This is a genomic window from Thalassobius sp. Cn5-15 (assembly GCF_022347685.1).
Lineage (GTDB): Bacteria > Pseudomonadota > Alphaproteobacteria > Rhodobacterales > Rhodobacteraceae > Thalassobius.
In genome coordinates this window covers 19,011-33,645 of record NZ_JAKRGF010000009.1, presented here as the reverse complement: position 1 = coordinate 33,645, position 14,635 = coordinate 19,011, and the positions used below count along the sequence as shown (strand labels likewise).

The window sequence follows — 14,635 nt, the reverse complement described above, 5'->3', positions numbered from 1 at the left end:
GGCATAAGCGACTCTGAAACCCCGATATGGTGATTCAGAAACCCCGCTCGAGTGACTCTGAAACGGCGAAGGCGCGGCGGTGTTGGCTGGACGCGGCCTGTGGATAACTTTAGGGTGTCACTGAAACCCCGAAAACGGGGGAGTCGGAGGGATGGAAAACATCCCCCACATCATGGCAAGAGCAGGCACAGGACATTCAGATGGGCGTGAGACAGCGGCATCACGGCACAGATTCAGCGGGGCGACAGCGATGAGCGCGGTTGCACCTATGGGGGGGATGTTGCCCGACCGTCATCCCACCGGTGATCTCTTCGTCTGCGATATTTTCGAGGCCAGTCCCAAGGATGATCTGGGTTCGATGGAGCATCCGATCTTTTCGCTCTCGACCCGGCCGGATCGACGCATCCTCAGCTATGCCCACAATGGGGTAGAGGTGCAGGTGACGCCCTCGGTGCGGGGACGGGCGACGATCCATGACAAGGATATTCTGATCTACTGCATCAGCCAGCTGGTGGCGGCGCTGAATGCGGGGCGTGAGATTTCGCGCACCCTGCAGCTGAAGGCGCATGATCTTCTGGTGGCGACAAACCGGGACACGGGCGGCGACAGTTACACCCGCTTGCGCGAGGCGTTTGAACGGCTGGCGGGCACGCGGATCACCACCAATCTGGAAACCGGCGGTCAGGAAGTGACCAGCGGCTTTGGCCTGATTGAGCGCTGGGAGATCGTGCGCAAATCCCGCGGCGGGCGGATGGTCAATGTGACGGTAACGCTGAGTGAATGGCTGTATCGTGCGGTGCTGTCGAAATCGGTACTGACGCTGAACCGTGATTATTTTCGTCTGCGTAAACCGCTGGAGCGGCGGATTTATGAGCTGGCGCGCAAACACTGTGGTCGTCAGCCCGAATGGCAGGTGAGCCTGGCGGTGTTGCACAAGAAAGCCGGATCCACCGCACCCCTGCGGGTGTTTCGCGCGGCGGTGCGCAAGATGATCGCGGCCGCCAACCTGCCCGATTATGACATCCATGAAGAGGCGGGGGATCTGATCGTCTTTACCCGTCAGGGGCAGGTGGTCAGTTCGGTGGGACCCGCGCAAACGGGGCAGGGGGCGGATGTGCCGCAATTGTCTGAAGAGGCATTGGCCGAGGCACGGCTGATGGCGCCCGGTGCGGATGTCTACGCGCTGGAGGCAGAGTGGCGCCGGTTTTGGGCGGATACGGGTCGGGTGCGGGTGCATGCGCCGGACAAAGCCTTTCTGGCATGGTTACAGGGCCGTATCGCGCGTCAGCCTTAAGGGGTTTGATCATCGCGGGGGGATCGTGTGTGGAGGGGCTGCATCGGGTGTCGCGTGATCCTGCTGGGGCGGGTGTGTCGCCTTGACTTGCACGGGGGGAGGCGGTGAACATGGCCATGATGATTTGGCCGGATTCGCCCACTGCGGGTGCGGCCTGTACCATTGGTTGCGATGCGATAGGCCAGAGGCCCACAGAGGTCCAGCACAGCGGAGCAATCCCAAGAGGATCGAAGAGCAGGAAGACAGATCATGCAGATCGTGTGTCGCAGATCGCCGCGGGCGATGGCGGGGGCGGGTTGGACCGGCCTTTCTGCGCGTTTCTGCGTGGGCCTCTGTGCCGTGCTGTTCTGGATGGCAGAGGGTGTGATGACAGAGGGTGATTATGCGGCGCAGGCGGGATCGAAACCGCAGCGCCCGGCAATGGAGCTGACATGTCCTGACGAGGGAACGGCCCTGAGTGACGCGCTCTGCGCTGCCGTGTTGGCCGAGCTGCAGGGCAGGGCGCAGGCTGTGCCGCCGCTGCCGCTTTCGGTGCGGCTGCAGATCAGCGACCGCAGCGACAGCCATATGACCGCGCATCTGGAGTGGCAGGGGCAGGGCGGCACGGATCAACGCACAGGGTGGACGACCGGCCCCGATCTGACCTTCAGCGCCACCGACCGCAGCCTTAGCACCGCAATGATGACCCGATTTGCCCGCGACCTTGTGAGGATCAGCGGGCTGCCTGAATGATCTGGCCCGAATGATCTGGCCTGAGTGAATTGGCCCGAATGATGCAGCCTGCCGCCGCAGGCCACGCCCAAGAGAGAAAGACGACAACAGCCCATGTGTACGATCTGCGCTCAATTCCAGCCGCTGGCGCCCGACTGCGCCTTTGTCCCCCTGCCCAACAGTGCTGCGCTGCTGGAATCTGATGATGCCGGTGACAGTGTGGCCACCAGCTACCGGATGGAGGTGGGCGATACGTTTTCCGGTGATCTGGCTTCAGCCGGGGATCGCGATTGGGTGGCGGTGACGCTGACGGCAGGGGACAGCTATGCCATCTCGCTCACGGGGGACACACTGAGCGATCCTTACCTGCGTCTTTATGATGGCGGCGGGCGGCTGCTGGCCAGCAATGATGATGGTGGCGCCAGCCTGAACTCTCTGTTGAACTACACCGTGTCGACCACCGGCACCTATTATGTGGTGGCGGGCTCCTTTGCCGATCGCACCACAGGGACGTACACGTTGGCGATTTCCGAACGGGACGCGCCGGAACCGGCCACGCTGGATGAACTGGCCACCTTCCTGACCGATGGGTACTGGGCCAATAACGGCGGTCGACGTGCCTTTGACACCAGCCAGTCCAATGAGATTACCGTCAACCTCACCGCGCTGACCAGTGACGGCCAGCAGCTGGCCCGTTGGGCGCTGGAGGCCTGGGCGATGGTTGCCAACCTGCGCTTTACCGAGGTGACGAGCGGCGGCCAGATCACCTTTGATGACAGTGAAAGCGGGGCCTTTTCCACCTCGTCCTTCAGTGGCGGGCAGATCATCTCGTCTCAGGTCAATGTCTCCACCAGTTGGGTCAGCACCTATGGCACCAGCATGGACAGCTATTCGCTGCAGACCTACATTCACGAGATCGGCCATGCGCTGGGTCTGGGCCATCAGGGCAGCTACAACGGCAACGCCCAATATGGCAGTGATGCCACCTTTACCAATGACAGCTGGCAGATGTCGGTGATGTCCTATTTCAGCCAGACCGATAACCCTACAGTGAATGCCTCCGAGGGGTTCCTGCCCACGACGATGATGGCCGATATTGTGGCGATACAGACCCTATATGGCGCCCCCGGCGGCAGTGGTCTCACCGCCGGAAACACCACCTGGGGCGCCAACACCACGCTGACCGGATCCCTGGGCCAGCTGTTCACCGACCTGGCCAATGGCACCACCTCTGCCACATACAGCGGTCGCGCGGTGGCGCTGACGATCTATGATCAGGAGGGCTGGGATACGCTGGACCTCTCCACCTCGACCACCGATGACCGGATCAGCCTGTGGCATTCGACCTTTTCGGATGTGCGGGGCGGCATCGGCAATCTCGGGATTGCCCGGGACACCGTCATCGAACAGCTGATCACCGGCGCGGGCAGCGACCTGATCAGTGGCAACTGGGTGGCCAACACCATCACCGCCAATGGCGGCAATGACACGGTCTGGGCGAACAACGGCGATGATCTGGTCTTTGGCAATGGCGGCAACGATGTGCTGGGCGGCGGCGACGGCCATGACCAGCTGTGGGGCGGCAGCGGCAATGACACAGCCTATGGCGGTGCGGGCAACGACCGTTTTGGTGGCGAAGCGGGGGCCGATGCCCTCTGGGGTGGGGGCGGTGACGACAGCATCTATGGCGGCAGCGGCGCCGACACCATCGGCGGTGACGGTGGCGATGATGAGATCTGGGGCGGCAGCGAAGGCGATGTGATCTATGGTGGCGCCGGTGCGGACACTGTGGGCGGCGGTGATGGCGCAGACCAGATCTGGGGCGGCAGTGGCAATGATGTGCTTTATGCCGGGGCGGACAATGACACGCTTTATGGGGACGAAGGCAGTGACACCCTCTGGGGCGGTGCGGGCAACGACAGCCTGTCGGGCGGCGGTGACAACGACCTGATCTATGGCGGTGCGGACAGCGACACCCTGTCGGGCCAATGGGGCAACGACACGCTGGTGGGCGGCACGGGGGGCGATACGTTCATCTTTGCGCCCGGCACCGGCAATGATGAGGTGCGTGACTTCTCCATCGGGGAGGGCGACCGGCTGCGCCTTGATGATGCGCTGTGGTCCGGCACGCTGACCGATGCGCAGGTGATCTCCACCTACGCGACGGTGCACAGCTGGGGCACGGTGTTCAATTTCAACGGCGACTATCTGACCGTTCTGGGCGCCAATGACGCCAGCGCCCTGGCCGGCGCGATCGATGTGTTCTGAACCTGACCTGGCGTCGCGGCCTTCTAAAATCTTTGGCCGAAACGGCCTGCAAAAACGGCCGCCCCTCACGGGGCGGCCTTCGCTATGACATAGCGTATTCTGCGCGTTGAGCACGGCGCGGCCCTGTCTGTTGTGTGGGTTTTGGGCCGGTCTTTCGGTCGGTCTTTTGCTTGGGTGCGGCAGGGCGTTGGGGACGGTGGCAGGAAATAGCAGGGCTTTCTTCGCCATCTGGGCCAGTGGGTGGTCCTGCAAAAACCTCCATTCCTAGAGCGGGGTATTGTGCCATAAAGGGGGACAGGGGTGTCAGTGCACCCTGATATTTGCGTGGATTTTGAACAGTGAACGTAGAACAAACCTCCCTTCCCGGGGTGCTGGTGCTGACGCCCGCCCGTTTTGGTGATCATCGCGGCTTTTTCAGTGAAAGCTACAGCCACCAGCGCATGGCGGAACATGGCATCACAACCGAGTTTGTGCAGGACAACCATTCGCTGTCGCGCGAGGTGGGGACAGTGCGTGGTTTGCACTTTCAGGCGCCCCCGCATGCGCAGGTGAAACTTGTCCGCTGTGGGCGCGGGGCGCTCTATGATGTGGCGGTCGATATCCGCAAGGGCAGTCCCACTTATGGTCAATGGTTCGGGACCGAGCTGAGCTTTGACAATGGCAAGCAGTTGTTGGTGCCCGCAGGCTTCCTGCATGGGTTCATCACGCTGCAACCCGATACCGAGATTGTTTATAAATGTTCAGACTATTACGCGCCGGACTGTGATGGCGCGGTGCGTTGGGACAGTTGTGGTGTTCAGTGGCCAGAGGTGGGTGCTGCGCCCATTCTGTCGGCCAAGGATGAGGTTGCGCCAGCACTCGCTGATTTTGACAGCCCTTTTGTGTTTGAGGACTAAGAGAATGAAGATTTTGGTAACCGGTGGTGCGGGCTTCATTGGATCGGCGGTGGTGCGACTGGCGATTGCGCGCGGCCATCAGGTGGTCAATCTGGATGCGCTGACCTATGCCGCCTGTCTGGACAACGTCGCCTCTGTTGCAGATCACCCGAACTATCAGTTCGTGCAGGCCGACATCCGTGATCGTGCCGCGCTGGACCGCGTGCTGGCGCAGACCCAGCCCGATGTGATCATGCATCTGGCCGCAGAAAGCCATGTGGATCGCTCCATCGACGGGCCGTCGGATTTCATCGACACCAATATCACCGGCACTTTCAACATGCTGGAGGCGGCGCGCAAATACTGGCTGGATCAGGGGCGATCAGACAGCTTCCGTTTCCATCATATTTCCACCGATGAGGTGTACGGCTCGCTGCCTGCGGATCCTGAGGTGCAGTTCACCGAAGCCACCTCTTATGACCCGCGCAGTCCCTATTCCGCCTCAAAAGCGGCCTCGGACCATCTGGTGCGCGCCTGGGCGGAGACGTATGGGTTGCCGGTTCTGCTGACCAATTGTTCGAACAACTACGGGCCCTATCACTTCCCCGAAAAGCTGATTCCGGTGGTTATTCTGAACGCGCTGGCAGGCAAGCCGCTGCCGATCTATGGCGATGGATCGAACGTGCGTGACTGGCTTTATGTCGAAGATCACGCTGACGCGCTGCTCTTGGTGGTGGAGAAGGGCCAGCTGGGCCGCAGCTACAATATCGGCGGCGAAAATGAGTGCAGCAATCTGCAACTGGTGCAGGCGCTGTGCGCAATCCTGGATGAGTTGCGCCCGCGCGACGCAGGATCCTACGGCGATCTGATCACCTTTGTCACCGATCGTCCCGGCCATGATGCCCGCTATGCCATCGACCCCACGCGCATCCGCGACGAGCTGGGCTGGCGTCCTTCGGTGACGGTGGAGGAAGGGCTGCGCAAAACTGTGCAGTGGTATCTGAGCAATGAAGCGTGGTGGCGTGCGTTGCAGGACCGTCAGGGCGTTGGTGAACGGCTGGGGGTGAAGGCATGAAGCTGCTGGTCTTTGGCAAAACCGGTCAGGTGGCGCGGGAGCTGGCGCGGCTCATGCCCGGGGCGCAGTTTCACGATCGCGCGATGGCCGATTTGAGCGATCCGGTGGGATGTGCAGATGCGATTGCCACCCACGCGCCGGATGTGGTGATCAACGCCGCCGCCTACACCGCCGTTGATCGCGCCGAAGAGGAAGAGGCGCTGGCCACCGTGGTGAACGGGGATGCCCCCACCGCGATGGCGCGGGCCTGTGCGGCGCGGGATATTCCGTTTATCCATATATCGACCGATTATGTTTTTGATGGATCGGGGCAGGCGGCGTGGCAGCCGGGTGATGCGACCGCGCCGTTGGGGGCTTATGGCCGGTCCAAACTGGTCGGCGAAGAGGGCATTCGCGCGGCGGGCGGGCGCCATGTGATCCTGCGCACATCCTGGGTGTTTTCGGCCCATGGGGCAAACTTTGTGAAAACCATGCTGCGCCTGTCTGAAAGCCGCGATGCGCTGAGTGTCGTGGCCGATCAGATTGGCGGGCCGACGGCAGCGGCGGATATTGCTGCGGCTTGTGTTTCGATTGCCCGCCAGATGGTGGCCGGCACGCATGCGGGCGGCACCTATCATTTTGCCGGCACACCGGATGTCAGCTGGGTCGGTTTCGCGCGCGAAACATTTGCGCGAAGTGACCGCGCGGTGACTGTCACCGACATCCCTTCGTCTGATTATCCGACCCCCGCCAAACGTCCGGAAAATTCGCGCATGGACTGCACAACGCTGGTCACAGATTTTGGCATTTCCCGTCCCGATTGGCGCGAAAGCCTGTCGCGGGTACTGATTGATTTAAAGGATATTTCCCAATGACAGAGACGAAACAGCGCCCGAAACACCGTAAAGGCATCATCCTCGCCGGTGGCTCTGGCACACGGCTGTATCCGATCACCATCGGGGTGTCGAAACAGCTGCTGCCGGTCTATGACAAACCGATGATCTACTATCCGTTGAGCGTGTTGATGCTGGCCGGTATCCGCGACATTGCGGTGATCACCACGCCCGAGGATCAGGCACAGTTTCAGCGCACGCTTGGTGATGGCAGCCAGTGGGGGATTTCGCTGACTTATATCGCGCAGCCCAGCCCTGACGGTCTGGCGCAGGCCTTTGTGCTGGCCGAGGAGTTTCTGGACGGTCATCCCTCGGTGCTGGTTCTGGGTGATAATATTTTCTACGGCGCCGATCTGCCGAAACTCTTGGCCAGCGCCAATGAGAAGGCCGTGGGGGCGTCGGTCTTTGGCTACCGCGTGGCCGATCCCGAACGCTACGGCGTGGTGGATTTCGATGCCGCGGGACACGTGAAATCGATCATCGAAAAGCCCGAAGTGGCGCCATCCAACTATGCCGTCACCGGCATCTATTTCGTCGATGAAACAGCGCCCGCGCGGGCCCGCGAGGTCAAACCCTCGGCCCGGGGCGAATTGGAGATTGTGACGCTTCTGGAAAGCTATCTGGCCGAGGATCAACTGGACGTGGAACTGATGGGCCGCGGTTATGCATGGCTCGACACCGGCACACATGGGTCGCTGTTGGACGCGGGCAATTTCGTGCGCACGTTGGAAAATCGTCAGGGCATGCAAACGGGATGTCTGGAAGAAATCGCCTATGACGCCGGTTGGATCAGCAAAGACCAGCTGCTGGAACGGGCAGAGATGTTCAAGAAAAACGACTTCGGACGGTATCTGGAGGGGTTGGTTTGAGGCGCCTGAGGGTGCTGCCATAGAGAATAAGGGGAAACCTGCATCTAGCGTTTGAACTGGAGGCCATTTCGTAGCACATAGGAACGGTATATTTTCTGATGAAATGGATTGGCTCAATGATCACCCCCGTTCTCCTCTGTGGCGGTTCAGGTACGCGCCTTTGGCCGCTGTCGCGTAAAAGCTATCCTAAACAGTTTGCACCACTTGTGGGCGAAACGACCTTGTTTCAGGCGGCGGCGCAGCGGTTAAGCGGGGTGCAGGGCGATGTCAGCTATGACCGGCCGATGGTGCTGACCAATTCCGATTTTCGCTTCATTGTGACCGAGCAGTTGCAGGGCGTGGGCATCGACCCCGGCGCCATTCTGATCGAGCCTGAGGGGCGCAACACCGCCCCCGCCGTGCTGGCCGCCGCGCTGAAGGCCCATGCCGCCGATCCTGAGGCGGTGCTGCTGGTGGCGCCCTCAGATCATGTGGTGCCGGACGCGCAGGCCTTTGCCGCCGCCGTGGCCAAAGGAATGGAAGCGGTGACCGCAGGGCAGTTGGTCACCTTCGGCATCACGCCCAGCCATGCGGAAACCGCCTATGGCTATCTGGAACTGGCAGCGCAGCCCGACGCCACTGGCAATGCTGTGGCGTTGAAGCGGTTCGTGGAAAAGCCCGATGCGGCGCGGGCGGCAGAGATGCTGGCGGCTGGCAACTTTAAGTGGAACGCAGGCATCTTCCTGTTCCGCGCTGCCGATATGATCGCCGCCTTTGAAGCCTATGCGCCTGCGCTGATCGCACCGGTGACATCCGCGCTTGATGAGGCGCAGGTGGACCTTGGCTTCCTGCGGTTGGCGCCCGGCCCCTGGGCTGAGGCCGAAGATATCTCGATCGATTATGCGGTGATGGAAAAGGCGGTAAATCTTTCTGTCGTGCCCTTTGATGCAGATTGGTCCGACCTTGGCGGTTGGGATGCGGTCTGGCGTGAAAGCGGGCCGGACGGGCAGGGCGTTGTGACCTCGGACGGCGCCACGGCAATTGACTGTCAGGACACGCTGCTGCGCTCAGAGAGCCCCAATATGGAAGTGGTGGGCATTGGCCTCAAAAACATCATGACCATCGCGATGAACGACGCGGTTCTGGTGGCGGATATGAGCTGTGCGCAAAGCGTCAAGAAAGCGGTCACGGCGTTGAAGGAAAAAGGCGCGGCACAGGCCACCACCTTCCCTAAGGATCACCGCCCCTGGGGTTGGTTTGAAAGCCTTGTGGTTGGCGGCCGTTTCCAGGTGAAACGCATCATGGTGCACCCCGGCGCGGCGCTGTCGCTGCAAAGCCATGTGCACCGCTCAGAGCATTGGATTGTGGTCGAAGGCACCGCGCGCGTCACCGTGGATGATGAGGTGAAGCTGGTGACAGAAAACCAGTCGGTCTATATCCCGCTGGGCGCCGTGCACCGGATGGAAAACCCCGGCAAAGTGCCGATGGTGCTGATCGAGGTACAGACTGGCGCCTATGTTGGCGAAGATGATATTATCCGCTACGAAGACGTCTACGCGCGGGATTAAAGGGACTTTAAAATGAAAATTGCAGTCGCAGGTCTGGGGTATGTGGGCCTGTCCAATGCCGTTTTGCTGGCGCAGAACCATGCGGTTGTTGCCGTTGATGTCAGTGAAGATCGCGTGGCCCTGGTCAACGCGGGCCAAAGCCCGATCGTCGACCCTGATATCGAAGAGTTTCTGAAAGGCCGCACCCTAAACCTGCAGGCCACCACTGATGCGACCGCGGCCTATGGGGACGCGGATTTTGTCATCGTGGCAACGCCGACAAACTATGACCCGAAAACAAACTATTTCGACACTTCCAGTGTTGAAGCGGTGATTGGGCAGGTGATTGCCCTGAACCCCGCCGCCACCATCGTGATCAAATCGACAATCCCTGTCGGCTTTGTTGCTGACGTGCGGGCGCGGCTCGGCACCGAACAGGTGATCTTCAGCCCTGAGTTTTTGCGCGAAGGCCGGGCGCTTTATGACAACCTGCACCCCAGTCGGATCATTGTTGGCGAACGTTCTGATCGCGCACGCATCTTTGCCGATCTGCTGCTGGAAGGGGCCGAACGTAAAGAGGTGGAGGTTCTGTTCACCGATGCCAATGAGGCGGAGGCGATCAAACTGTTTGCCAACACCTATCTGGCGATGCGTGTTGCCTTCTTTAACGAGCTGGACAGCTACGCCATGGCCGGCGGTATGGACACCCGCCAGATCATCGAAGGCATCAGCTTGGATCCACGCATCGGTGGCCATTACAACAACCCCTCCTTCGGCTATGGTGGTTATTGCCTGCCCAAGGACACCAAACAGCTCTTGGCCAACTACAATCATGTGCCGCAGAACCTGATCCGCGCCATTGTCGATGCCAACCGCACCCGCAAGGATTTTCTAACCGATCAGATTCTGATGAAAGGCCCTAAGGTCGTGGGCATCTACCGGCTGGTGATGAAAGCAGGGTCAGACAATTTCCGCATGAGTTCGGTGCAGGGGATCATGAAACGCCTGAAAGCCAAAGGCATTGAGGTGATCGTCTATGAACCGGTGATGGAGGAAGAGCATTTCTTCCACTCCCGGGTGATCCGCGACCTCGACGCGTTTAAGGCAGAGGCCGATGTGATCGTTGCCAACCGGCTGAGTGATGACCTCGACGGCATCGAAGAGAAAGTATTCACCCGTGACCTCTTTGGCGGGGATTGAGGCACCTATGCAAACTGTACTTGTAACCGGTTCGGCTGGATTCATTGGTCATCATCTCTGCCAGCTTTTGCTGGGGCAGGGATTTTGCGTTATCGGTCTTGATGCAATGACGGACTACTATGATGTTGCGCTGAAGGAGGCCCGCCATAGCCGGCTGGCGCACGCTAACTTTCTGCCTATCATGGGCAAGGTCGAAGAGCCGGGCCTAATGATGAAACTTTTTGAGGCCCATAAGCCTGACTATGTCGTTCATTTGGCGGCCCAGGCGGGTGTGCGGTATTCGATCGAGAACCCGCGCTCCTATCTGGAAAGCAATATCGTTGGCACCTTTGAAATTCTTGAGGCCGCCCGCGCATATCCGCCGAAACACATGCTGCTTGCTTCCACCTCGTCGGCCTTTGGGGCCAATACAGAGATGCCCTATCAGGAAACACAGCGCGCGGACCATCAGATGTCCTTTTATGCGGCAACGAAGAAATCGACAGAGAATATGGCGCATTCCTATGCGCATTTGTTTGATTTGCCCGTGACGATGTTCCGCTTCTTTACCGTGTACGGGCCGTGGGGCCGGCCGGATATGGCATTGTTCAAGTTCACCAAAGCGATCCTGGAAGGCAATCCGATCGACGTCTATAATCATGGCGACATGAAACGGGACTTCACCTATGTGGAGGATCTTGTTGAAGGTATCCGGCTGTTGATGGACGCGATCCCCGAACGGCCTGCAGATGGCGTTGTGCCTGAGGGTGACAGCCTATCGCCAGTGGCGCCCCATCGGGTGGTAAACATTGGCAACAGCGACGCGGTTAAATTGACGGATTTCATCGAGGCGATCGAGGCTGCAACAGGCGTTCAGGCCGAGCGCAACTTGTTGCCAATGCAGCCAGGCGATGTCCCTGCAACTTGGGCAGATGCTGAATTGCTGAAATCGTTGACAGGGTATCAGCCAAAGACCGACGTCCGCGAAGGCGTTGCACGGTTTGTTGAGTGGTATCGCGAGTTCTATCGCCCCAATGAGGCTGGGACCGCACAGTAAATTTACCGTTTAGGGCAGCGGCGTAGGATAGTTATCGCGCGCTTTAGAGGTGCGCCAGAGATGCCATAACCTGTAGAAAGCCAGGTCTTATGTTCACATTAGCCCTGCGTGGTCGCGAGGGGTTGTTGCTATTCATACGGTTGCACAGCTTACTTTTGGCAACGACTTTGATCGTCTTTCACATCCCGCATGCCCTCATTCAGTGCATGACCGTATTGGTGTTTTTTGCCGTCTCTGTACGCCTTATCCGCAACGCGGAAGATTAAGTTTTGGCTGAGTGCCTCAAGTCTCTTTTTGTTCCTTTTCTTTGCAGTCCTCAATTTCGCGATGGTGGTGATAAGTGGCGTGCCGGACGGGGAGCCGGAGTGGATGTTTGCCCTTGGATTTTATTTTGGCACCATGTCCGCACTAGATCTGGTTGGGCGCTATTTTGCAGTAAGATAGGGGATGTATAACATCCTAGTTTGGGGTGTGCCCGCCGCGTTGATAAACGTTTTATAATCAATGTTATGTTAAATATATGCGCGCTGCCTCCGTAACCCTACCCAAACAGCACGTCTGATGTGCTGAAATCGGCCATCTCCAGACCGATCAGCAGCAGGCGGCCGCCGTCATAGGTGATCTGCAGGCCCTCTGCGGTGTCGCTGAGGCTCAGGTCGGAAAACTGCACCGGCCCGCCGCCTGTGTTGGGGGTGAAGTGCAAGCGATCGCTTCCTGCCGTGAAATCGCCGATCTGGTCATTGCCGTTCATCGGATCGGCCACTCCTTCGGAGGTGGCGCCGAAAACAAATGTATCGCTGCCCGCACCGCCCCACAGCGTGTCATCACCGGGCCCACCGCTCAGCTGATCATCGCCTGCGCCGCCCCAGACCAGATCGTCGCCGGCGCTGGCCCATAGGGTATCGTTGCCCGCGCCGCCGCCCAGCTCGTCACGGCCTTCGCCGCCATAGAGCAGGTCATTGCCGCCATCGCCCCAGACGGTGTCATCATCGCGCCCGCCGCCCAGCACGTCATTGCCTGCGCCACCATAAAGCGTGTCATTGCCATCGCTGGCCCAAATCGTGTCATGGCCATCTGCCCCGCCCAACTCATCCCAGCCTGCGCCGCCATAGACGTGGTCGTGGCCGTCGCCTGCCCAGATCGTGTCACTGCCCGTGCCGCCGCCGAGCACGTCATCGCCTGCCTCCCCCCACAGCGTATCGTGCCCTGCCGCGCCCCAGATGGTGTCCGCGCCGTCGCCAGCAAAGATCCGGTCATCATCGCCGCCCGCATTGATCAGGTCGTCACCGGCGTAGCTGATGACGCTGTCGTTGCCGCTGCTGGCGGTGATTACATCATCGCCGTTGCTGCCGGTGAGGCTGTTGGCCTCCACGCTGCCCTCTAAGGTCATGCCCTGCGGCTGGCCAAGGAGCAGCGCGCGGTCCGCGCCGGTGAATTGCGCGGCGAGCAGCGCGTGGGGATCCTCGAACGGCTGGCCACTGGCGCTATTGAGCACCAGCGTGTTGTCGCGGTAGCGCACCTCGGCCCCAGTGCCAGTCGCGGTGATCTGCAATTGTGCGGCGCTGCGCAGCATGGCCCAGGCGCTGAGATCCAGCCGGTCCGCACCGGGGTCGAAATCAGTGATGGTGGCGTCACCTAAAGGGGCCAGAATGAAGAGGTCGGCGCCCGCCCCACCTGTCAGTCGGCTGCCGTCCTGTGCCAGCAGCAGGTCATCGCCTGCCCCGCCATTGAGCCCGCCGGTGCTGGGCGGTGTGCCAGTGCTGGGCGCTAGGCCAAGGGTCGCAAGCGGCACGTGCAGCTGGGTGATCCCGCCTTCGGCCTCTGAGGTGACGAAGATCTGCAGTTGATCGCCCATCTGCCGCGCGGTGATCTGGCGCACATCCATCAACCCGCGTCCGTCGCGGTGTTCAATACTGTGCAGATGGGTCAGTCGCCCGTCGGGTAACAGCGCAAAGAGGCTCAGCCCATCATCGCGCCCGCCGGTGATCACCAGCACATGTTCGCCTGCCTCTTCCCTGCCCTCCACCGTCACCACGCTGAGGGCCTGTGCGCCAGCAAAACGGGTCGCGCGGGTGTCGATCAGGTGATCGCGGGGGGTGAGGCTGCCTGTGGCGTCGACCTCGATCACACTCAGCGAATTGCTATCTGCGGCGGTGAGGATGGCCCATGTGCGGCCAAAGGCCCCGATCACTTCCATCGCAGTGGGTTGGGCGAGGCCAAAGCCCTCGTTTGCGCCCAATGTGGTGAGGGGTGTCAGGTAGCCGGTGGTGGAAATGCGGTGGCTGTGGATCTGGCTGCTGTCGGTGCTGAGGAGGAGGGCTGTGTCGGCAATCACCGCGGTGCTGAGGGTGGTGGCATCGGTCAGTGCGGGCAGGCTACGGGGGGGGGCGGTGGTGATCTCGGCACCGTTTATCTGCGTCAGGCTGACCTGTGCGGCAGTGCTGGAGGCGGTGAACAGAAGCGTGCTGTCTGTGAGCGCCAAAGTGGCAAGTGCGGTGAGCGGTGTGTTTGGGGACACCCCTGTCAGTTGGGTGGCCGCGCCCAGTGTTGCATCAGGGCTGAGCCGCAGGGTTTGCACCCCGCCTGCGCTGCTGAAGAGGAGCTGCGCCTGATCTCCCGCCCCCAGCATGCCGAGATGACCGGGGCCGAGGGTTGTGGGATCCAGCGCATAGAAATGGCTGTCTTGAAATGTCGCCGTGCCGCTGGTGCTGAGGCGGTAGCTGCTGATGCCGCCTCCCGTTCCACTGGCGCCGTAAAGCGCCAGCTGGCCGTCCCTCTCGACGATCTGCAGCGCCCGCAGATCGCTGTCGAGCGTTGCCTGCCCTGAGCTGAACCGTCCCTGAACTGTGAGCTGCATCCGCCGTCCTCTTTTGCCTCAGGGCAGATGTGACAGCGGGATCGGTCAGGGG

General features: G+C 60.6%; 11 protein-coding genes. 10 read left to right on the top strand and 1 reads right to left on the bottom strand.

Annotated features, from left to right (window positions below; genetic code table 11):
• Positions 1-250 precede the first annotated feature (250 nt).
• From MHM86_RS15630 to MHM86_RS15585, 10 genes are all read left to right on the top strand, one after another.
• A complete protein-coding gene (locus MHM86_RS15630; protein ID WP_239201185.1) occupies positions 251-1,294 on the top strand; it encodes a replication initiator protein A in 1,044 nt (347 codons plus the stop codon).
• A 249-nt stretch (positions 1,295-1,543) separates the two neighbouring features.
• Positions 1,544-2,026 (top strand): hypothetical protein, encoded by a 483-nt coding sequence (locus MHM86_RS15625; protein ID WP_239201183.1) that lies wholly within the window; start codon positions 1,544-1,546, stop codon positions 2,024-2,026.
• 93 nt (positions 2,027-2,119) lie between these two features.
• On the top strand, positions 2,120-4,273 hold the full coding sequence (locus tag MHM86_RS15620) for a M10 family metallopeptidase C-terminal domain-containing protein (protein WP_239201182.1): 2,154 nt from the start codon (positions 2,120-2,122) through the stop codon (positions 4,271-4,273).
• Positions 4,274-4,611: 338 nt separating this feature from the next.
• Positions 4,612-5,169 (top strand): dTDP-4-dehydrorhamnose 3,5-epimerase, encoded by a 558-nt coding sequence (gene rfbC / locus MHM86_RS15615; RefSeq protein WP_239201179.1) that lies wholly within the window; start codon positions 4,612-4,614, stop codon positions 5,167-5,169.
• 4 nt (positions 5,170-5,173) lie between these two features.
• Positions 5,174-6,223, top strand: a complete 1,050-nt coding sequence (gene rfbB / locus MHM86_RS15610) for a dTDP-glucose 4,6-dehydratase (protein WP_239201178.1) — start codon at positions 5,174-5,176, stop codon at positions 6,221-6,223.
• Positions 6,220-7,077, top strand: coding sequence for a dTDP-4-dehydrorhamnose reductase (rfbD, locus tag MHM86_RS15605; RefSeq protein ID WP_239201174.1), 858 nt, complete (start codon positions 6,220-6,222; stop codon positions 7,075-7,077). Before rfbB ends, rfbD begins: the two co-directional genes overlap by 4 nt.
• Positions 7,074-7,964, top strand: a complete 891-nt coding sequence (rfbA, locus tag MHM86_RS15600) for a glucose-1-phosphate thymidylyltransferase RfbA (protein ID WP_239201173.1) — start codon at positions 7,074-7,076, stop codon at positions 7,962-7,964. The genes rfbD and rfbA overlap by 4 nt, the downstream gene beginning before the upstream one ends.
• A gap of 116 nt (positions 7,965-8,080) precedes the next feature.
• Positions 8,081-9,511, top strand: coding sequence for a mannose-1-phosphate guanylyltransferase/mannose-6-phosphate isomerase (locus MHM86_RS15595; protein WP_239201168.1), 1,431 nt, complete (start codon positions 8,081-8,083; stop codon positions 9,509-9,511).
• 12 nt (positions 9,512-9,523) lie between these two features.
• Positions 9,524-10,690 (top strand): nucleotide sugar dehydrogenase, encoded by a 1,167-nt coding sequence (locus MHM86_RS15590; protein WP_239201166.1) that lies wholly within the window; start codon positions 9,524-9,526, stop codon positions 10,688-10,690.
• 7 nt (positions 10,691-10,697) lie between these two features.
• A complete protein-coding gene (locus MHM86_RS15585; RefSeq protein ID WP_239201165.1) occupies positions 10,698-11,726 on the top strand; it encodes a GDP-mannose 4,6-dehydratase in 1,029 nt (342 codons plus the stop codon).
• A 541-nt stretch (positions 11,727-12,267) separates the two neighbouring features.
• On the opposite strand, the gene MHM86_RS15580 is transcribed toward MHM86_RS15585, so the two are convergent.
• Entirely contained in the window at positions 12,268-14,583 is a 2,316-nt protein-coding gene (locus tag MHM86_RS15580) for a calcium-binding protein (RefSeq protein ID WP_239201163.1), read from the bottom strand.
• Positions 14,584-14,635 lie beyond the last annotated feature (52 nt).